Origin of the sequence: Pseudomonas californiensis (assembly GCF_021147775.1) — a bacterium.
Classification (GTDB): Bacteria; Pseudomonadota; Gammaproteobacteria; order Pseudomonadales; family Pseudomonadaceae; genus Aquipseudomonas; species Aquipseudomonas californiensis.
In genome coordinates, this window is the sequence record NZ_JAGTPK010000007.1 from 73,169 (window position 1) to 93,132 (window position 19,964).

Below are 19,964 nucleotides of genomic sequence, written 5' to 3' on the forward strand. Positions count from 1 at the left end.
GCGACCCCTGATGGAAACGTCAGTCCTGCAACAAGCTTGCTGACAAAGAAGCCGATCCCATGATCATCATCGCGCGGGCTTCATAGGCAGCACGAACCGGGGCAAACGAGCGACGGTGAATAGGCGTAGGTCCCAGACGAGCCAAGGCCTCGAGGTGCACTGGAGTCGGATAACCCTTGTGCCCGCCCATCCCGTAACCCGGGTAGATGAGCTCGAAGGCAGCCATCTCGCGATCGCGACTGACCTTGGCAAGAATCGAGGCCGCCGCGATGGCTGGAACCTTGGCATCGCCCTGCACCACCGGCGCTGAGGGCACGGACAGTTGCGGGCAACGATTACCGTCAATGAGTGCCAGTTTCGGGGTGATACTCAACCCTTCGACAGCACGTTTCATTGCCAGCATGGTGGCATGCAGAATGTTCAGCGAGTCGATTTCCTCGACTTCAGCGCGAGCGATAAACCAGCACAGGGCTTTTTCCTGGATTTCGTCGAACAGTTTTTCGCGCCGGGCCTCGGTCAACTTCTTCGAATCGTTGAGCCCGAGAATGGGTCTGGCCGGGTCCAGAATCACGGCAGCTGTCACCACAGCACCACAAAGAGGACCCCGGCCCACCTCATCGACGCCTGCGACCAGATCTTCGACGAGGGTGAAATCCAAACCTGTTTGCATCATGGTCACACTCACAATGAAGACGTATGGCCAACCAGGCTCAATACCGCATCGGCCGCCTGATTGGAAGCATCACGACGCAACGTCCGATGAATTTCGTCGAAGCCTTCGGTCTGCGCCTGTCCGCCATCGATCAGCGGCAGGAGAGTATCAGCCAGCGTCTCAGAGGTAGCCGCATCCTGAAGCAACTCGGGCACCAGCAAGCGTTGGGCCAGCAGATTCGGCAGCGACACGTAAGGACTTTTGACCAGCCGTTTCAGTATCCAGAACGTCACGGGGGCGAGGCGATAAGCGACCACCATGGGGCGCTTGTAGAGCAAGGCTTCCAGTGTCGCAGTGCCAGACGCGATCAACACCGCGTCACAGGCTGCCAGCGCAACATGTGACCGACCATCGAGCAACGTCACGGGTAACGACCGCCCTTGCAACAGGCTTTCAATCTGGGCTCGCCGCTGAGGACTGGCACATGGCAGGACGAATCGCGTGCCCGGACGCTGGGCCAACACTCGTTCGGCAGCGTCAAAGAACAGACCACCCAGCCGCCCGACTTCTCCGCCGCGACTGCCGGGCATCAATGCAACCACCGGTCCGGTACCGTCAAAACCCAACTCGGCACGGGCCGCATCCCGATCGGACTCCAAAGGGATGGTGTCGGCCAATGGGTGCCCGACAAAACGGACCGGGACGCCCTGATCTTCGTAAAACCGTGCTTCGAAGGGCAGCAGTGTCAGCATCAGGTCACAGCCTTCACGGATCTTGAGCACACGTTTCTGACGCCACGCCCATACTGAAGGACTTACGTAATGAACCGTCTTGATCCCGGCTCTTCGCAGTTGAAGCTCGATATTGAGCGTGAAGTCCGGCGCATCGATACCGATGAAAACGTCCGGCTTTTGCTCGACGAGGGTCTGCACCAGAAGCTTGCGACGGGCCAGCAACTCGCGCAGACGTCCGAGAACCTCGACCAGCCCCATGACCGACAGACGCTCCATGGGGAACTGGGACTGCATGCCTTCGGCCTCCATCAGCGGCCCGCCCACCCCGATGAACTCGACATTGGGGTGACGAGCCTTGATGGCACGCATCAGGCCGGATCCGAGGATATCGCCGGAAGCCTCACCAGCCACCAAAGCGATACGCAGTAGATTCGTCATGGTTAGCGGGTAATGCCGCGTGTTGAGTTCTGGATCGACTGCAGAAACACAGCCACCTCAGGAAAACGCGCCGCTGGCTCTGCAAGATCGGCAATCGCCAGGTCGATGGTCAGGCGTTGCCGATAGACCGTCTTGTAGGCTTTGCGCAACGCGTGAATGGCCTCATCAGAAAACCCACGACGGCGCATGCCTTCGAAGTTCATGCTGCGCGCTTCTGCCGGGTTGCCGAATACGGTCACGAACGCAGGAACGTCCTTGCCGATTGCAGTGCCCATGCCCGAGAAACTGTGCGCACCAATGTGGCAGAACTGGTGAACCAGGGTGAACCCCGAGAGGATCGCCCAGTCATCCACGTGCACATGCCCGGCCAGCGCTGTGTTGTTGACCAGAATCACGTGATTGCCGATCACGCTGTCATGCCCGATATGGGCATAGGCCATGATCAGATTGTGATCGCCCAGCGTGGTCTCGGCGCGATCCTGAACCGTTCCACGGTGAATGGTCACGCCCTCGCGGATCACGTTGTGATCGCCGATCACCAGACGAGTCTCCTCGCCCTTGTATTTCAGATCGGGGGTGTCCTCGCCTATCGACGAGAACTGGTAAATACGATTGTGCTTGCCAATCTTCGTAGGCCCTTTGAGGACAACGTGAGGACCGACAATTGTACCCTCGCCAATTTCCACACCAGGTCCGACGATCGACCAGGGGCCAACCTCAACGTTGTCCGCCAGGACGGCCGTCGGATCGATGATTGCGCGAGAGTCAATCAAACTCATAGTTTGCGTTCCGCACAGATGATTTCAGCAGAGCATACCGCCTTGCCGTCAACTGTGGCCTTGCATTCGAATTTCCAGATCTGGCGCTTGGAGCTCAGAAAGCTCGCTTCCAGAACCAGCTTGTCGCCGGGCAGAACGGGCTGACGGAAACGCAGCTTGTCTGAACCCACGAAATAGTAAAGCGTGCCGTCTGAAGGTTTTGCGTCCAGCATCTTGAATGCGAGGATACCGGCGGCCTGCGCCATGGCTTCAATGATCAGAACACCCGGCATGATCGGATGCTGAGGAAAGTGACCCTCGAAAAAGGGCTCATTGACGCTGACATTCTTATAGGCGCGAATGGTTTTGTTCTCGATATCCAGCTCAGTCACGCGATCCACGAGGAGGAACGGGTAACGGTGAGGCAGGTATTCGCGAATTTCTTTGATGTCCATCATTTCGAGGGGAAGCCTGTAGTAAAGATTAGGAGTGCGTCGCGACTGCGCAGCACTCCCCTACATCAAGGAGGCAGTTTATCGACTGTGCACGCTTGATATTAAAAAGGTATCAGCCATCAGATGAAAGATTACCCGCGCTGGTCACTGTCTCTACAACCTTTTCGAGCTTTTGCAGACGCCGTGCCATGTCATCGATCTTGCGAAGACGCGCTGCGCTCTTGCGCCATTCAGCGGCTGGCTGCATGGCCGTACCCGATGAATATGAGCCAGGCTCGGTAATGGAGTGCGTGACCATGGTCATACCTGTAATGAATACGCCATCACAAATCTCGATATGCCCTACCAGTCCGACACCACCTGCGAGCATGCAATGCTTGCCGATTTTCGTGCTGCCTGAAATACCGACACATGCGGCCATGGCAGTGTGATCGCCAATCTGGACGTTGTGTGCGATCTGAATCTGATTGTCCAGCTTCACGCCGTTGCCGATGCGCGTATCAGCCAGCGCGCCGCGGTCAATGGCGGTATTCACGCCAATTTCCACGTCATCACCTATCGTGACGCCACCGATCTGGGCGATCTTTTGCCAGACACCCTTTTCATTGGCGAAACCAAAGCCCTCTCCGCCCAGTACGGCACCCGACTGAACGACCACACGTTTACCGATGCGGACATCGTGATAAAGCGTGACACGTGGCGCCAACCAGCCACCTTCACCGATCTCGCAGCGCGCACCGATGAAGCAATGCGCACCTACCGTCACATTCGCTGCGATCCGGGCACCGCTCTCGATGACTGCAAAAGCACCGACGCTGGCAGTAGCATCAATCTTTGCATCGTCAGCGACGACCGCTGTCGGATGAACACCAGCAACCGCTTTCGGCTTGGGATCGAACAGATGAGAAATACGGGCATAGGCCAGATAAGGATCCGGCACCAACAGCGCATCACCTGAAAAACTATCGGCGTCGGCAGGCTTCAGCAGCACTGCAGCAGCCTGAGTGTCTGTCAGGAATTTACGATATTGAGGATTTGCCAGAAAACTGATCTGACCAGGGCCGGCCTCTTGCAAAGTGGCCAGCCCGGTAATGTTCTTCTCTCGGTCGCCACGCACTGTGGCGCCAAGAAACTCGGCCAGTTGGCCGAGTGTGATGGTCGTGCTCATGGTTACTTCAGCTGGTTCATGCGCTCGATGACCTGGCGAGTAACGTCGTACTGAGGCTTGACGTCAATCACTGCACCGCGCTCGAATACCAGGTCGAAACCGCCCTTCTTGATGACTTCTTCAACAGCCTGATCCAGCTTTGGCTTGAGCTGCTTGAGCATTTCACGGTCTGCTACAGCCTTGGCTTCGTTCAGTTCCTTGGACTGGAACTGGAAGTCACGGGCCTTTTGCTTGAACTCAAGCTCCAGACGCTCGCGCTCAGGTTGAGCCATTTTGTCGCCGCCGCTTACCAGACGATCCTGGATGCCTTTGGCGCTGCTTTCCAGGCTTTTCAGCTTGGTCAACTGCGGGCCGAATTTCTTCTCGGCATCAACAGCATATTTCTTGGCAGCATCAGATTCCAACAGGGCCATCTGGTAGTTCAGAACCGCAATTTTCATGTCAGCAAAAGCAGGGCTGGCAACCAGAACGGTGGCCAGCAGTACCAATTGAGTCAACTTACGCACAATACAACTCCTACAGAATTCGTTGCGTTATCAAAGATCAGACGCTTAGAAGGTCTGACCCAGGGAAAATTGGAACACTTGAGTTTCGGAATCGTCGTCCGGCTTCTTGATCGGCATGGCCAAGGCGAAACTCAGAGGACCCAGTGCAGTGATCCAGGTCACGCCGACACCGACGGAACTGGCCATACCCGACAGGTCGATGTTGTTGCACTCGACTTTCCTGGCAGCGCTCGTCGTTGTGGCTGGGATCGTCCTGTCGCTGCAATTGGTGTCAAACACGTTACCCACGTCCCAGAACACAGAAGTCCGCAGCGAACGCTGGTCCTTGATGAACGGCAGCGGGAACATCAGTTCTACGCCACCCTGAACAAGGGCGTTACCACCAAACGGCAGTGGATCCTGATCCGGGTCTGCTGCTGTTCCGTTTCGAGAACCGTTGCTCGGCGTACTGCGAGGACCAAGCGTGCTGTCCTTGAAGCCACGTACCGAGTTGAAACCACCTGCGTAGTAGTTCTCGTAGAACGGCAGGCCGTCAGTCGAACCGTAACCATCACCAAAGCCCAGCTCTGTATGCAGACGCAGGGTGTACTTGTCGGTGATCGGGTGGAAGTACTGTGCACGGTAGTCAATCTTGAAGAACGACAGATCACTGCCCGGCAAGGTCGATTCCAGCACCAGACTTTGCGAGTGACCACGGGTCGCCAGAACACCTTTGTTCAGCGTCGACTCGGACCAGCCCACGGAGGCCTTGAAGTTCAGGAAGCTGGTGCCTTCACGATCGATGAAGTCAAAGATTTCATCAACGGTGTAGGTACCGGTCTTGATCTTGTCCTGCTGCACGTTCAAACCGTAGGTCAGACGCGATGTTTCGCTGATCGGGTAGCCTAGGCTGATACCAGCACCCAGGCTGTCAACTGCATAGCTTGCAACGTCGACGTCAAGGTCGTCGTAGTTGGTCGTGCGGTAGAAAGCGTTGTAACCCAGGCTGACACCGTCTGGCGTCCAGTACGGATCGACATAGCTGAAGTTGTAACGGCTCTGGTATTCGCTTCGGGTCAGGCCAATGCTGACCCTGTTACCCGTACCCAGGAAGTTGTTCTGGCTGATCGAGCCACCCAGAATCAGACCCGCGCTCTGTGCGAAACCGACGCTGGCGGTGATCGAACCAGACGCCTGTTCTTCAACGGCGTAGTTCACGTCAACCTGGTCGTCGGTGCCAGGAACAGCTGGCGTCTCGACGTTCACTTCCTTGAAGAAACCAAGGCGGTCCAGACGGGTTTTGGACTGATCGATCAAGTAGGTCGAAGCCCAGCCGCCTTCCATCTGGCGCATCTCGCGACGCAGCACTTCGTCTTCCGACTTGGTGTTGCCACGGAAGTTGATGCGGTTGACATAGGCACGCTTGCCCGGATCGACCACGAAAGTGATGTCAACCGTGTGATCTTCGTTGTTCGGGGTCGGCACGCCGTTGACGTTGGCGAACGTATAGCCTTCGTTACCCAGACGACGGGTGATCAGCTCGGATGTGGTAGTCATGACCTTGCGCGAGAAAACCTGACCCGGTTGAACCAGCATCAGGGACTTGACCTGATCTTCCGGAACCTTGAGGTCGCCGCTGAGCTTGACCGACTTGACGCTGTATTTTTCGCCTTCGTTGACGTTCACAGTGATGTAGACGTTTTTCTTGTCAGGCGTGATCGATACCTGAGTCGAGGCGATATCCATATTGATATAGCCGCGGTCCAGGTAGTAGGAACGCAGACGTTCCAGGTCACCGGACAGCTTTTCACGGGCGTACTTGTCGTCATTCTTGAAGAACGAGAGCCAGTTCGAAGTCTTGAGCTCGAACAGGTCGATCAGATCCTCGTCCGGGAACACCGTATTGCCCACCACGTTGATGTGCTGGATGGCAGCTACGGTGCCTTCATTGATGTTGATCTTCAGGCCAACGCGGTTGCGTGGCTGAGGAACCACTTCAGCGGCAACCTCGGCGGAGTAACGGCCCTGGGCAACGTACTGACGTTGCAGCTCGTTACGCACACCTTCGAGCGTGGCGCGCTGGAAAATTTCACCTTCAGCCAGACCGGACTGCTTGAGGCCCTTCATCAGGTCTTCGGTGGAAATAGCCTTGTTGCCTTCGATCTCGATACTCGCAACCGAGGGACGCTCGACCACGGAGATGACGAGGACATTGCCATCGCGACCCAGTTGGATGTCTTGAAAGAATCCGGTTTTGAACAACGCACGAGTAGCATCGACCAAACGACCGTCATCCGCCTGCTCGCCGACGTTCAGCGGCAAGGCACCAAAGACACTACCGGCGGAAACCCGCTGGAGGCCGTTGACACGGATATCGGAGATGGTGAAGGACTCGGCGTGAACTTCAGCGATCATCAGTGCGGCAAGAACCGCAGTTAGCAGCAGACGTTTCATGAAGTCCTTTCTTATTCCAACTGGCAATAAACAAACTGCCGCAAAATGCGGCAGATTCGCAACTCAACAACCCTTTACAGACGACCCAGATCATTCACCAGCGCGAGCAACATAACGCCCACCACCAGACTGATACCGATCTGCGCCCCCCAACCTTGAACCTTTTCCGAAAGGGGACGACCACGCGCCCACTCGATCAGATAAAACAGCAAATGCCCCCCGTCCAGCACGGGAATGGGCAATAAATTCAGAACCCCTAGGCTTATGCTCAGATAAGCGAGGAAGTTCAGAAAGTCTCCGATGCCCGACTGGGCCGAAGCGCCCGCCACTTTAGCAATGGTTATCGGTCCACTCAAGTTTTTTACCGAGAGCTCGCCGAACAACATTTTCTTGAGCGAATCCAGCGTCAGTACACTCATGGTCCAGGTGCGCTTCACGCCTTCTGCCATCGCAGCGAAAGGCCCGTAACTCACCTCTCGCAACATCTCCGGTGGCCAATCGACACCCTTGACCCCTGCCCCCAGGTAACCGGCAGCAGCCTTGCCCTCACCACGAGCCGCGAGACTGACAGGAACATCCAGTTGCGCGCCATCACGCTCTACGCGCACCGACACTTTTGCATCAGGACGCTCACGCACCCAGTCGACCACCTGCTGCCATTCACCGAGAGGCTGGCCATCCATCGAAATCAGACGGTCACCCGTCTTCAGCCCTGCAGCCTGAGCCGGTCCTTTGGGATCAATTTCTGCCAATACAGGCGGCAAGACAGGACGCCAAGGGCGAATACCGAGCGACTTGATCGGATCAGGCTCTTCAGCACCCTGAAGCCATTTGTCGAGCACCAGCTCACGGGGAGTATCAACCGTCGACCCTTGCTCATGCAGCTTGACGTGGATAGTGCCAGTCTCGCCCAAACGACGGACCAGTTGCAGATTGACAGCGGACCAGCCAGAGGTAGGTTCTCCATCAATGGCGACGATTTCCTGCCCGGACGTCAGGCCTGCGCGCTGAGCAATGCTGCCTGCCTCTACCGCACCAATGACCGGACGAACCTGCTGACTTCCCAGCATCGCCAGGATCCAGAAAAACACGATCGCCAGAAGAAAATTCGCAGTCGGACCGGCAATGACGATGGCGATGCGCTGGTAGACGGTCTTGCGGTTGAAGGACTGATCGGCGAGCTCGGGCGGCACATTGCCTTCACGCTCATCCAGCATCTTCACGTAACCGCCCAGCGGAATCGCGGCGATCACATACTCTGTACCCTGGCGGTCGTGCCAGCGTACCAGTGGAGTGCCGAAACCGACCGAAAAGCGCAGCACTTTTACGCCACAGCGCCTCGCCACCCAGAAGTGGCCGAATTCGTGAAAAGTAACCAGCACACCCAGCGCAACCAGGGTGCCGACAATCATGTATAACGCGCTCATCGACTTTCTCCGGGTACCGACGTGTCGGCAAGTGTGTTTATCATCGCAGACCTGGTGACCTGCCCCTGACGCACCCTGTCAGTCCCTTCATTGCTGTGTTGTGTACCGTTATCGAGCGTTGTTGTCGAGCCATTGACCCGCAAGAACCCGTGCACATGCATCAGCCGCAAATACGGCATCCAGATCATCAACGCGGGCTGGCGGTTCAAGATCCAGCACATACTCAATGATACTGGCGATATCCAGATAACCGATACGCTGATCCAGAAACGCAGCCACGGCCACTTCGTTAGCCGCATTGAGCATTGCCGGCGCACTGCCACCCGCCTCTGCTGCCTGTCTCGCAAGCCGCAGACACGGGAAGCGCTCTTCATCGGGCTGTTGAAAGTCCAGCTGGCCGATGCGAAACAGATCAAGCGGAGCGACGCCAGAGTCTACACGTGCAGGCCAGGCCAGTGCATTGGCAATGGGCGTACGCATGTCGGGATTGCCGAGCTGGGCCAGAACCGACCCGTCGACATAATCGACCAGAGAGTGGATGACGCTCTGAGGATGGATAACCACTTCAACCTGAGCGGGACGAGCGTCGAACAGCCAGCAGGCTTCGATCAGCTCAAGCCCCTTGTTCATCATGGTGGCAGAATCGACAGAAATCTTGCGCCCCATCGACCATACCGGATGGGCGCATGCCTGGTCAGGCGTGACGTCGTGCAATTGCGCAAGTGGAGTCTGACGGAACGGGCCGCCCGACGCCGTCAGAAGGATGCGCCTGACGCCAACCGCCCCGAGACCGCGGGCGAAGTCGCTGGGCAGGCACTGGAAAATCGCGTTGTGTTCACTGTCGATCGGCAGTAGCACGGCACCATTCTGACGAACGGCCTGCATGAACAGCGCACCGGACATGACCAATGCTTCTTTATTGGCCAGCAGGACTTTCTTGCCAGACTCGACTGCTGCCAGCGTAGGCCGCAGACCTGCAGCACCAACGATGGCCGCCATCACCGCATCAACCTGAGGGTGGGCGGACACTTCACACAGCCCTTCTTCACCCACCAGCACCCGTGTATCAAGGCCAGCAGCAGAGAGGTCATCCTGCAATTTGCGAGCAGCAGCCTGCTCGGGAACCACAGCGAACTGCGGTGTGTGCTTTACGCACAACGCAAGCAGTTCGTTCAGGCGCGTAAAACCGGTCAGTGCAAACACCTGATACAGAGAAGGATGCCGTGCAATAACGTCCAGCGTACTCAGACCGATGGAGCCAGTCGCCCCCAGCACGGTTATCTGTTGCGGACCACTCACATGACACCCCAGTCGGCAGCCCAGAGAAGCACTGCAAACACTGGAATGGCTGCGGTCAGACTGTCGATACGATCCAGCACGCCGCCATGACCGGGCAGCAGATTGCTGCTGTCTTTCACTCCAGACTGCCGCTTGAACATGCTTTCAGTCAGGTCACCGATCACCGAGATGAATACAACGACCGCAGCGCCCAGGAGACCAGCAATGAACTGCGCCACCGACCAGTCACGCGAAAGGCCTACAGCCGCCGTGATGCCCAGGCTGACCACAAGACCGCCGTACACCCCTTCCCAACTCTTTCCAGGACTTACCTTGGGTGCAAGTTTGCGCTTGCCAAAAGCCTTGCCGGAAAAATAGGCACCGATGTCAGCAGCCCAGACCAGGACCATCACAGCAAGGATCAGCCAGTTGCCCAGCGGCCACTGCTTGATCAACACCAGCCCCTGCCAGGCGGGCAGAAGAATGAGCAGGCCGATCACCAGCTTGCAGGCCGCACTCGCCCAATGCTCGCTGGACTCGGGATAGGTGAGCACCAGAAATGTAGCGACTGCCCACCAGATAACCGCCGCGCCAAGCACCCAAGGCTCCAGCCCCGGCACCAGATACATCAGGAAAAGCAATACGGCCACGACGGCCGCATAGCCGACACGCATGGACTGAGTCACAAAGCCTGCCAGACGGGCCCATTCCCAGGCTCCCAGCACTACGACCAGGCCGATGAACAGGGCGAAGTAAGCACCGGTCAGCAGGAAAAACCCGCACAAGGCAATCGGCAACAGAATAAGCGCGGTGATGATTCGTTGTTTCAGCATTAAGCACGGGCTCCAGCTTCTACCTGTTCGCTGGTTTTACCGAAGCGACGTTGGCGAGAGGCAAAATCAGCCAGCGCAGCGCGCATGGCATCGTGTTTGAAGTCCGGCCAGAACAGGTCGGAGAAGTACAGCTCGGCATAAGCCAGCTGCCATAGCAGGAAGTTACTGATCCGGTGTTCGCCACCTGTGCGGATACACAGATCCGGCAACGGCAGATCGCCCGTTGCCAGACAGGTCTGCAACAGCTCGGGCGTGATGTCTTCCGGCTGCAAATGACCCGCTTGAACCTCACGAGCCAATCGCTGTGCTGCTTGCGCGATATCCCACTGACCACCGTAGTTGGCAGCAATCTGCAGGACAAAACGATTATTGCCTGCAGTCCGCTGCTCTGCCTCACGCATGGCTGCCTGAAGCTCGGGATGGAAGCGGGACCGATCTCCAATGATGCGCAGGCTGATCTCGTTCTCGTTCAGGCGCTTGGTTTCACGACGCAACGCGGTGAAAAAAAGCTCCATCAGCGCACCGACTTCTTCAGCCGGGCGCTGCCAGTTTTCACTGGAGAACGCGAACAACGTCAGCACTTCGACCCTGGCTTCCGCGCACACCTCGATAACGGCGCGCACAGCGTCCACGCCTGCTTTGTGACCCGCAACGCCTGGCAGCAGGCGCTTCCTGGCCCAGCGATTATTACCGTCCATGATAATCGCAACATGACGCGGCACCGAGGGCGATGCAGCCGGTTTTATCTTTTCCATGAAAGCGTCCGAAACCTTATACAGCCATCAGATCTGCTTCTTTCTGCTTCACGGCAACTTCGATTTCCGCCACGAACTTGTCGGTCAGTTTCTGGATATCGTCAGCCGCGCGACGCTCTTCGTCTTCGCTGATTTCCTTTTCCTTGACCAGATCCTTGAGCTGGCTCAAGGCGTCACGGCGGATGTTGCGGACTGCCACACGACCGTCTTCAGCGGCGTCACGCGCCTGCTTGGTGAAGCCCTTGCGGGTTTCTTCAGTCAGGGCAGGCATCGAGATCAGCAGCAGCTCACCGAGGTTGGTCGGATTGAAGCCCAGACCGGAGCTCTGGATTGCCTTGTCGACAGCGGCAAGCATGTTACGCTCGAACGCCACGACCTGAAGGGTGCGGGAGTCCTTGACCGTCACGTTGGCGACCTGGTTAAGCGGGGTATCGGCGCCGTAATACGGGACCATCACGCCACCCAGAATGCTCGGGTGAGCCTGACCTGTACGGATTCGGCTGAACGCATGGGCCAGCGACTCCAGGCTCTTTTGCATACGTGCCTGAGCATCTTTCTTGATTTCGTTGATCATTGTTGGGCTTCCTCGATCAGGGTTCCTTCAGCGCCGCCATGGACGATATTCAACAGGGCGCCAGGTTTGTTCATATTGAAAACGCGCAGCGGCATCTTGTGGTCGCGGCACAGACAGATTGCTGTCAGGTCCATGACACCCAGCTTGCGATCCAGCACTTCATCGTAAGTCAGATGATCGAACTTCTCGGCATTGGGGTCCTTGAACGGGTCAGCTGTATAAACACCATCGACCTTGGTTGCCTTGAGCACCACATCGGCGTCGATTTCGATGGCACGCAGGCAGGCCGCCGAATCGGTGGTGAAAAACGGATTACCGGTACCAGCAGCGAAAATCACCACTTCCTTGGAGCTCAGGTGACGCATGGCCTTGCGACGGTCGTAGTGATCCGTCACGCCCATCATCGAAATGGCAGACATGACGATGGCGGTGATGTTAGCCCGCTCCAGCGCGTCACGCATTGCCAAGGCGTTCATCACAGTGGCCAGCATACCCATGTGATCGCCTGTTACCCGGTCCATGCCAGCAGCACTCAAGGCCGCGCCACGGAACAGGTTGCCACCACCGATGACCAGCCCGACCTGTACGCCGATGCCGACCAGTTGGCCGACTTCAAGCGCCATACGATCAAGGACCTTGGGGTCGATGCCGAACTCTTCCGAGCCCATGAGGGCCTCGCCGCTAAGCTTGAGTAGAATGCGTTTATAGCGAGCCTGATAACCACTGCCCTGCTGAGCCATTGCGAATCTCTCCTGCGGCGTTTTCTGAAAAAAATCTGTGCGGGCTATTGGCAGCCTGCGCTTACTTTAGCTTGACGCTCCGTGAGCGTCGGGAGAATGCAGCCTTGTGAGCCAATTCTCCAAGGAAAATTTCCTTGCCTCTTTCGACAAAGAGGCCGCACGCGTAAGCGGGCAGCCTCTTTGGGGCGACAGTTGGAAAACCGTCTTACTTCTTGCTTGCAGCTACTTGAGCAGCGACTTCTTCAGCGAAGTTGTCGACTGGCTTCTCGATGCCTTCGCCTACTTTGTAGTAAGTGAAAGAAACGATTTCAGCACCGGCTTTCTTGGCCAGCTCGCCGACCTTGATTTCTGGGTTCTTGACGAACGCCTGCTCAACAAGGCTGGCTTCAGCCAGGAACTTGGTGATACGACCGGCAACCATTTTTTCAACGATTTCGGCTGGCTTGCCTTTGATCTTGTCTTCGTTCAGTTGCAGGAAGACACCCTTCTCGCGCTCGATCGCTTCGGCAGAAACTTCCGAAGGCAACAGGAATTCAGGGCTGCTGGCAGCAACGTGCATCGCGATGTCTTTGGCCAGTTCAGCGTCGCCGCCTTTCAGGACAACCACAACACCGATCTTGTTACCGTGCAGGTAAGCATTGACCACGTCGCCTTCGATGCGGGCAAGGCGACGAATGTTGACGTTTTCACCAACCTTGGCGATCAGGGCGGTACGCTCTTCTTCCTGAGCGGCGATCAGCGGAGCTGCGTCGGTCAGTTTGTCAGCGAATGCCTTTTCGATGCTGCTGGTGACGAAGTTCTTGAAGTCGTCCTGCAGAGCCAGGAAGTCGGTCTGCGAGTTGACTTCGATGATGACAGCGGATTTGCCGTCTTCAGCGACTTTGACAGCGATAGCGCCTTCAGCAGCAACGTTGCCTGCTTTCTTGGCGGCCTTGATCGCGCCGGAAGCACGCATGTCGTCGATTGCTTTTTCGATGTCGCCGCCAGCCTTGGTCAAGGCCTTTTTGCAATCCATCATGCCTTCGCCGGTACGCTCGCGCAGTTCTTTGACCAACGCTGCAGTAATCTCTGCCATTTCAAAATCCTCTTGGATAGGTCTTCAACCATTCCACCCGACAGGTCGGGCGTGCAATTCTTGAAAATTCAGGGTGGCAGCCGCTCATGACAACAAGGCCATGATCACGCGCCAGCAAATCATTTCCGAGGTGGCAAAAAGGGGGCTAAGCCCCCTTTTCGCGTACTGAGTAAACGCCAGGCGTTTCTACTCAGCCTTCTACAGCTGCTGCAGCTGGAGCTTCTTCGACGAATACGTCGGTGCCGCCAGCAACATGGTTACGGCCACGGATAACAGCGTCAGCCATCGAACCCATGTACAGCTGGATAGCGCGGATTGCGTCATCGTTGCCTGGGATGATGTAGTCAACGCCTTCCGGGCTGCTGTTGGTATCGACGACGCCGATGACCGGGATACCCAGCTTGTTGGCTTCGGTGATCGCGATGCGCTCGTGATCAACGTCGATAACGAACAGTGCGTCTGGCAGACCGCCCATGTCTTTGATACCACCCAGACTGCGATCCAGTTTTTCCAGATCACGGGTACGCATCAGAGCTTCTTTCTTGGTCAGCTTGGCGAAAGTACCGTCTTCAGCTTGCACTTCCAGCTCGCGCAGACGTTTGATCGACTGACGAATGGTCTTGAAGTTGGTCAGCATGCCGCCCAACCAGCGATGATCGACGTACGGCGAACCGCAACGTGCTGCTTCTTCAGCAACGATCTTGCCAGCGGAACGCTTGGTGCCGACGAACAGAATCTTGTTTTTGCCCGACGCCAGGCGCTCAACGAAAGTCAGAGCTTCGTTGAACATTGGCAGGGTTTTTTCAAGGTTGATAATGTGAATCTTGTTACGCGCGCCGAAAATGTACTTACCCATTTTCGGGTTCCAGTAACGGGTTTGGTGACCGAAGTGCACACCGGCCTTCAGCATATCGCGCATATTGACTTGGGACATGATAGTTCCTTGATAAGTCGGGTTAGGCCTCCACGTATCCCAATGACCAACCAGTGGCATGAGCCAAAGGCACCCAGGTCATCGTGTCGACACGTGTGTGGGTTTAAGCTTCCAGGACGGACCTTGGAAAGCGGCGCATTTTATATCACAAAAGGAATGATAACGGAACTCCCATCAAGTGCTTGTTTCGGCTTGCTTTTCGACACAGGCCGATTGCATATAAAGGAAGCGATGGACACTCACCCTGTGACGGTCTGATAGAATTGCGCCTTTACGCACCAGCCGCGTGCCAGACACGCCGAGAGATCACGTATGACCATCACCCTCAAGACGCCGGAAGACATCGAAAAGATGCGCATCGCCGGCCGCCTCGCTGCCGACGTTCTGGAAATGATCGGCCCGCACGTCAAGCCCGGCGTAACCACCGAAGAGCTTGACCGCCTCTGCCATGACTACATCGTCAACGAACAGAAGGCGATCCCTGCCCCACTGAACTACAAAGGCTTCCCCAAGTCGATCTGCACCTCGATCAACCAGGTGGTCTGCCATGGCATTCCGGGCGAGAAGCCCCTCAAGAATGGCGACACACTGAACATCGATGTAACGGTCATCAAGGACGGCTACCACGGCGACACCAGCAAGATGTTCCATGTCGGCACTGTTCCAGTGTGGGCGGAGCGGCTGTCTCAGGTCACCCAGGAATGCCTCTACAAAGCCATCGAGATCGTACGTCCCGGCACCAGGCTCGGCGACATTGGCGCAATCATTCAGAAACACGCCGAGAAGAACGGCTTCTCGGTCGTCCGCGAATTCTGCGGCCATGGCATCGGCAAGGTGTTTCATGAAGAGCCGCAGATCATGCACTTTGGCGAGGCCGGTACCGGTATCGAGTTAAAGGAAGGGATGACGTTCACCATCGAACCAATGATCAACCAGGGCCGTGCCGAAACAAAAATTCTCGGTGATGGCTGGACGGCGATCACCAAGGACCGCAAGCTCTCGGCCCAATGGGAGCACACGCTTCTGGTCACGGCGACCGGCTACGAGATCTTTACCCTGCGCAGTGACGACACGATCGCTCGCACATCGCCCTGATCCACAAAGCTCCAGGCGAACGCTCGACCGCACATTTGTACAGCCCGACATGAGGAAAGCTGTTCCATGCCGCAGGTAGACCCTGATTTGTTCGACCGTGGCCAGTTCCAGGCCGAACTGGCCTTGAAAGCCAGCCCGATCGCTGCTTTCAAGAAAGCCATCCGCAATGCGCGGGAAGTACTTGATGAGCGCTTCAGCTCGGGCCGCGATATTCGTCGCCTGATCGAGGATCGCGCCTGGTTCGTGGACAATATTCTGCAACAGGCATGGGATCAGTTCGACTGGAGCGAAGACGCTGACATCGCGCTTCTGGCTGTGGGCGGCTATGGACGCGGCGAGCTGCATCCCTACTCGGACATTGACCTGCTGATTCTGCTGGACAGTGCCGACCATGAGATTTTCCGCGAACCCATCGAGCGTTTTCTGACGTTGCTGTGGGACATCGGCCTGGAAGTCGGCCAAAGCGTGCGCTCTGTCGACGAATGCGCCCAAGAGGGCCTGGCCGACCTGACGGTGATTACCAACCTGATGGAAAGCCGAACGGTTGCCGGCCCCGAGCACCTGCGCCAGCGCATGCTCGAAGTCACCAGCCCGCGACACATGTGGCCGAGCAAGGACTTTTTCCTCGCCAAACGTGCCGAGCAAATAAAGCGCCACCACAAGTACAACGACACCGAGTACAACCTGGAGCCGAACGTGAAAGGCTCGCCGGGTGGACTGCGTGATATCCAGACCATTCTGTGGGTTGCCCGACGCCAGTACGGCACGCTGAACCTGCACGCGCTGGCCGGTGAAGGCTTTTTGCTCGAAAGCGAAAACAACCTGCTGGCCTCCTCCCAGGATTTTCTGTGGAGGGTGCGCTATGCGCTGCACATGCTGGCCGGGCGCTCCGAGGACCGCCTGCTGTTTGACTATCAGAGCCGTATCGCCGGGCTGCTGGGCTACCAGGACAGCGATGCGAAGCTGGCCATTGAGCGCTTCATGCAGCAGTACTACCGCGTGGTCATGAGCATCGCCGAACTGAGCGACCTGATCATCCAGCACTTCGAAGAAGTCATTCTTTCGGACGATGACAGCGGCACGCCGCAGCCGATCAACTCGCGCTTTCAGTTGCACGATGGCTACATTGAGGCGACCAACCCGAACGTCTTCAAGCGAACCCCGTTCGCCATGATCGAAATTTTCGTGCTCATGGCTCAGCACCCGGAAATAAAAGGGGTCCGCGCCGATACTATTCGCCTGCTGCGCGAACACCGTCACCTGATCAACGACGATTTTCGCAACGACATTCGCAACACCAGCCTGTTCATCGAGCTGTTCAAGTGCGAGGTCGGCATTCACCGCAATCTGCGCAGAATGAACCGCTACGGCATTCTGGGCCTTTACCTGCCTGAGTTCGGCCATATCGTCGGCCAGATGCAACACGACCTGTTCCACATCTATACGGTCGATGCGCACACGCTGAACCTGATCAAACACCTGCGCAAGCTTCAGTACACCGAGGTTTCCGAGAAATTTCCGCTGGCCAGCAAGATCATGGCTCGTCTGCCGAAACCGGAACTCATCTATCTGGCCGGTCTTTACCACGACATCGGCAAAGGCCGTGGTGGTGACCACTCGGAACTGGGCGCGGTGGATGCTCAGGCCTTTGGTGAGCGCCATCAGTTGCCTGCCTGGGACACCCGGCTGATTGTCTGGCTGGTGAGCAACCACCTGGTCATGTCGACCACGGCGCAGCGCAAAGACCTGTCCGATCCACAGGTCATTCATGACTTCGCGCAGTTCGTCGGCGACGAGGTGCACCTTGACTACCTGTATGTGCTGACCGTCGCAGACATCAACGCGACCAATCCGACCCTGTGGAACTCGTGGCGTGCCAGCCTGCTGCGCCAGTTGTACACCGAGACCAAGCGTGCGCTGCGCCGCGGTCTGGAAAACCCGGTCGATCGGGAAGAGCAGATTCGCCGTACACAGATCGCAGCGCTGGACATCCTGGTGCGCAACGGCACTGACCCCGACGATGTCGAGCAGCTCTGGTCAGCGCTTGGGGACGATTACTTCCTGCGTCATACCGCCGGCGATGTGGCGTGGCACAGCGATGCGATCCTGCAACAGCCAGCCGACGGCGGCCCGCTGGTACTCATCAAGGAGACCACTCAGCGCGAGTTCGAGGGCGGTACGCAAATCTTCATTTACGCACCCGACCAACATGATTTCTTCGCGGTGACCGTGGCGGCCATGGACCAGTTGAACCTCAACATTCATGACGCACGCATTATCACCTCCAGCAGCCGGTTCACACTCGACACCTACATCGTACTGGACAACGAAGGCGGCTCGATTGGAGACAACCGCGAGCGTACCCAGGAAATACGCGACGGCCTGACCGAAGCGCTGCGCAATCCGGACGATTATCCGACCATCATCAAACGGCGGGTGCCGCGTCAGCTCAAACACTTTGCCTTTGCTCCGCAGGTCACTATCCATAACGATGCCCAGCGCCCGGTGACGGTGCTGGAGTTGCTGGCCCCGGATCGCCCAGGCCTGCTGGCGCGTATCGGCAAGATTTTCCTGGAGTTCGACCTGTCGCTGCAAAATGCCAAAATCGCAACGCTGGGCGAGCGTGTGGAAGACGTATTCTTCATTACCGACGCCAACAATCAACCGCTCTCCGACCCGCAACTGTGCAGCCAACTGCAGGAAGCCATCGTCAAGCAACTGAGCGTAAACACGCAATCCAGCGGCGACTTGCGAATCAGCATATGAAGACCTGGCCAAACGAATCGACTCGACGTAGATCAGTGAGAACCAAGCACCATGAATAGCGCCATGCAACTGCTTCAACCCTACCCGTTCGAGAAGCTGCGCGCCTTGCTGGGCAGCGTGACGCCCAACCCGGAAAAGCGTCCGGTTGCGCTGTCGATTGGCGAGCCCAAGCATCGCTCACCGGAGTTTGTGGCCAAAGCGCTGGCCGACAACCTGGATCAGATGGCGGTGTACCCGACCACGCTGGGCATTCCGGCATTGCGTGAAGCAATTACCGGCTGGTGCAATCGTCGATTCGGCGTACCCGAAGGCTGGATTGATCCGGCGCGCAATGTGCTGCCCGTCAACGGTACCCGAGAAGCTCTGTTTGCGTTCACGCAGACTGTGGTCAATCGCAGCGATGACGGCCTGGTAATCAGCCCAAACCCGTTCTATCAGATCTATGAAGGTGCGGCCTTTCTGGCTGGCGCACAACCGCACTACCTGCCCTGCTTGAGCGACAACGGTTTCAACCCGGACTTCGATGCGGTCACGCCGGATATCTGGAAACGCTGCCAGATACTGTTCCTGTGCTCGCCCGGCAATCCGACCGGCGCATTGATTCCTGTAGAAACCCTGAAAAAACTCATCGCACTGGCCGATGAGTACGACTTCGTGATTGCTGCCGACGAATGCTACAGCGAGCTGTACTTCGACGAGAGCACGCCGCCGCCAGGCTTGCTGAGCGCCTGCGTCGAGCTGGGCCGCAAGGATTTCAAACGCTGCGTGGTGTTCCACAGCCTGTCCAAGCGTTCCAACCTGCCAGGCCTGCGCTCGGGTTTTGTGGCGGGCGACGCCGATATCCTCAAAGCGTTCCTGCTGTACCGTACCTACCACGGCTGCGCCATGCCGGTTCAAACCCAGTTGGCGAGCATTGCAGCCTGGAACGATGAAGCCCATGTACTCGCCAACCGTGACCTGTACCGGGAGAAGTTCGACGCCGTGCTCGACATCCTCGCTCCAGTGCTTGATGTGCAGCGCCCGGATGGCGGGTTTTACCTTTGGCCGAACGTAGGCACCGATGATGCTGCCTTCTGTCGCGACCTGTTCGTTGATCAGCACGTCACCGTTGTGCCGGGCTCGTACCTGTCACGCGAGGTCGATGGTGTGAACCCTGGCGCGGGCAGGGTTCGCCTGGCACTTGTCGCGCCACTGGCGGAATGCATCGAAGCTGCCGAGCGAATTCGCGCTTTCGTCAGCCGCTGAGCCCTGTATCCCGCCGCGCGCAAGGTGCGGCGGGACTGCGCGAACGCAATAACTACTTAACACCTGGTCGCCCGCTCACCTCTTTATCTTCGTGCTTC

The 19,964-nt window shown here is 57.3% G+C and carries 17 protein-coding genes and 1 pseudogene; 3 read left to right on the top strand and 15 right to left on the bottom strand.

Annotated features, from left to right (window positions below; translation table 11 throughout):
- Nucleotides 1-19 precede the first annotated feature (19 nt).
- The 15 genes from rnhB to rpsB form a co-directional block, all read right to left on the bottom strand.
- Nucleotides 20-670, bottom strand: coding sequence for a ribonuclease HII (gene rnhB / locus KDX37_RS08830; protein WP_231652443.1), 651 nt, complete (start codon nt 668-670; stop codon nt 20-22).
- 11 nt (nt 671-681) lie between these two features.
- Entirely contained in the window at nt 682-1,824 is a 1,143-nt protein-coding gene (gene lpxB / locus KDX37_RS08835) for a lipid-A-disaccharide synthase (RefSeq protein ID WP_231652291.1), read from the bottom strand.
- Nucleotides 1,825-1,826: 2 nt separating this feature from the next.
- The gene (gene lpxA / locus KDX37_RS08840; RefSeq protein ID WP_231652292.1) at nt 1,827-2,603 is read right to left on the bottom strand and encodes an acyl-ACP--UDP-N-acetylglucosamine O-acyltransferase; all 777 of its coding nucleotides are present in this window, start codon (nt 2,601-2,603) and stop codon (nt 1,827-1,829) included.
- Complete coding sequence (fabZ, locus tag KDX37_RS08845) at nt 2,600-3,040, bottom strand: 3-hydroxyacyl-ACP dehydratase FabZ (RefSeq protein ID WP_231652293.1); 441 nt, start codon at nt 3,038-3,040, stop codon at nt 2,600-2,602. The genes lpxA and fabZ overlap by 4 nt, the downstream gene beginning before the upstream one ends.
- Nucleotides 3,041-3,149: 109 nt before the next feature.
- On the bottom strand, nt 3,150-4,205 hold the full coding sequence (gene lpxD, locus KDX37_RS08850) for a UDP-3-O-(3-hydroxymyristoyl)glucosamine N-acyltransferase (RefSeq protein WP_231652294.1): 1,056 nt from the start codon (nt 4,203-4,205) through the stop codon (nt 3,150-3,152).
- 2 nt (nt 4,206-4,207) lie between these two features.
- Entirely contained in the window at nt 4,208-4,711 is a 504-nt protein-coding gene (locus KDX37_RS08855) for an OmpH family outer membrane protein (protein WP_002554721.1), read from the bottom strand.
- A gap of 45 nt (nt 4,712-4,756) precedes the next feature.
- Nucleotides 4,757-7,144 (bottom strand): outer membrane protein assembly factor BamA, encoded by a 2,388-nt coding sequence (gene bamA / locus KDX37_RS08860; protein WP_231652295.1) that lies wholly within the window; start codon nt 7,142-7,144, stop codon nt 4,757-4,759.
- Nucleotides 7,145-7,218: 74 nt separating this feature from the next.
- Complete coding sequence (gene rseP / locus KDX37_RS08865; RefSeq protein WP_231652296.1) at nt 7,219-8,571, bottom strand: sigma E protease regulator RseP; 1,353 nt, start codon at nt 8,569-8,571, stop codon at nt 7,219-7,221.
- 108 nt (nt 8,572-8,679) lie between these two features.
- Nucleotides 8,680-9,870, bottom strand: coding sequence for a 1-deoxy-D-xylulose-5-phosphate reductoisomerase (ispC, locus tag KDX37_RS08870; RefSeq protein ID WP_231652297.1), 1,191 nt, complete (start codon nt 9,868-9,870; stop codon nt 8,680-8,682).
- Complete coding sequence (locus KDX37_RS08875; RefSeq protein ID WP_231652298.1) at nt 9,867-10,682, bottom strand: phosphatidate cytidylyltransferase; 816 nt, start codon at nt 10,680-10,682, stop codon at nt 9,867-9,869. Before KDX37_RS08875 ends, ispC begins: the two co-directional genes overlap by 4 nt.
- Nucleotides 10,682-11,437 (bottom strand): polyprenyl diphosphate synthase, encoded by a 756-nt coding sequence (uppS, locus tag KDX37_RS08880; protein WP_231652299.1) that lies wholly within the window; start codon nt 11,435-11,437, stop codon nt 10,682-10,684. Before uppS ends, KDX37_RS08875 begins: the two co-directional genes overlap by 1 nt.
- Nucleotides 11,438-11,453: 16 nt before the next feature.
- Nucleotides 11,454-12,011 (bottom strand): ribosome recycling factor, encoded by a 558-nt coding sequence (gene frr, locus KDX37_RS08885; protein WP_231652300.1) that lies wholly within the window; start codon nt 12,009-12,011, stop codon nt 11,454-11,456.
- Nucleotides 12,008-12,751: a UMP kinase gene (gene pyrH, locus KDX37_RS08890; RefSeq protein ID WP_231652301.1), complete on the bottom strand. Its 744-nt coding sequence runs from the start codon at nt 12,749-12,751 to the stop codon at nt 12,008-12,010. Before pyrH ends, frr begins: the two co-directional genes overlap by 4 nt.
- A 205-nt stretch (nt 12,752-12,956) precedes the next feature.
- Entirely contained in the window at nt 12,957-13,826 is an 870-nt protein-coding gene (tsf, locus tag KDX37_RS08895) for a translation elongation factor Ts (RefSeq protein ID WP_231652302.1), read from the bottom strand.
- Between the two features lie 190 nt (nt 13,827-14,016).
- Entirely contained in the window at nt 14,017-14,760 is a 744-nt protein-coding gene (gene rpsB / locus KDX37_RS08900; RefSeq protein ID WP_231652303.1) for a 30S ribosomal protein S2, read from the bottom strand.
- Between the two features lie 303 nt (nt 14,761-15,063).
- Between rpsB and map the strand changes: the two are divergent.
- The 3 genes and pseudogenes from map to dapC all read left to right on the top strand — a co-directional run.
- Nucleotides 15,064-15,855 (top strand): annotated as a pseudogene (map, locus tag KDX37_RS08905) (type I methionyl aminopeptidase); the annotation flags it as partial.
- Nucleotides 15,856-15,921: 66 nt separating this feature from the next.
- Nucleotides 15,922-18,621: a [protein-PII] uridylyltransferase gene (locus tag KDX37_RS08910; RefSeq protein WP_231652305.1), complete on the top strand. Its 2,700-nt coding sequence runs from the start codon at nt 15,922-15,924 to the stop codon at nt 18,619-18,621.
- A 51-nt stretch (nt 18,622-18,672) separates the two neighbouring features.
- Entirely contained in the window at nt 18,673-19,866 is a 1,194-nt protein-coding gene (gene dapC, locus KDX37_RS08915; RefSeq protein WP_231652306.1) for a succinyldiaminopimelate transaminase, read from the top strand.
- Nucleotides 19,867-19,964 lie beyond the last annotated feature (98 nt).

Bases quoted from the DNA above. Each gene is read 5' to 3' on its own strand.
- lpxB (WP_231652291.1), bottom strand. From the start codon at position 1,824: ATGACGAATCTACTGCGTATCGCTTTGGTGGCTGGTGAGGCTTCCGGC.
- fabZ (WP_231652293.1), bottom strand. From the start codon at position 3,040: ATGATGGACATCAAAGAAATTCGCGAATACCTGCCTCACCGTTACCCG.
- KDX37_RS08875 (WP_231652298.1), bottom strand. From the start codon at position 10,682: ATGCTGAAACAACGAATCATCACCGCGCTTATTCTGTTGCCGATTGCC.
- tsf (WP_231652302.1), bottom strand. From the start codon at position 13,826: ATGGCAGAGATTACTGCAGCGTTGGTCAAAGAACTGCGCGAGCGTACC.
- pyrH (WP_231652301.1), bottom strand. From the start codon at position 12,751: ATGGCTCAGCAGGGCAGTGGTTATCAGGCTCGCTATAAACGCATTCTA.
- frr (WP_231652300.1), bottom strand. From the start codon at position 12,011: ATGATCAACGAAATCAAGAAAGATGCTCAGGCACGTATGCAAAAGAGC.
- KDX37_RS08910 (WP_231652305.1), top strand. From the start codon at position 15,922: ATGCCGCAGGTAGACCCTGATTTGTTCGACCGTGGCCAGTTCCAGGCC.
- lpxD (WP_231652294.1), bottom strand. From the start codon at position 4,205: ATGAGCACGACCATCACACTCGGCCAACTGGCCGAGTTTCTTGGCGCC.
- rpsB (WP_231652303.1), bottom strand. From the start codon at position 14,760: ATGTCCCAAGTCAATATGCGCGATATGCTGAAGGCCGGTGTGCACTTC.
- dapC (WP_231652306.1), top strand. From the start codon at position 18,673: ATGAATAGCGCCATGCAACTGCTTCAACCCTACCCGTTCGAGAAGCTG.
- uppS (WP_231652299.1), bottom strand. From the start codon at position 11,437: ATGGAAAAGATAAAACCGGCTGCATCGCCCTCGGTGCCGCGTCATGTT.
- rnhB (WP_231652443.1), bottom strand. From the start codon at position 670: ATGCAAACAGGTTTGGATTTCACCCTCGTCGAAGATCTGGTCGCAGGC.
- rseP (WP_231652296.1), bottom strand. From the start codon at position 8,571: ATGAGCGCGTTATACATGATTGTCGGCACCCTGGTTGCGCTGGGTGTG.
- bamA (WP_231652295.1), bottom strand. From the start codon at position 7,144: ATGAAACGTCTGCTGCTAACTGCGGTTCTTGCCGCACTGATGATCGCT.
- lpxA (WP_231652292.1), bottom strand. From the start codon at position 2,603: ATGAGTTTGATTGACTCTCGCGCAATCATCGATCCGACGGCCGTCCTG.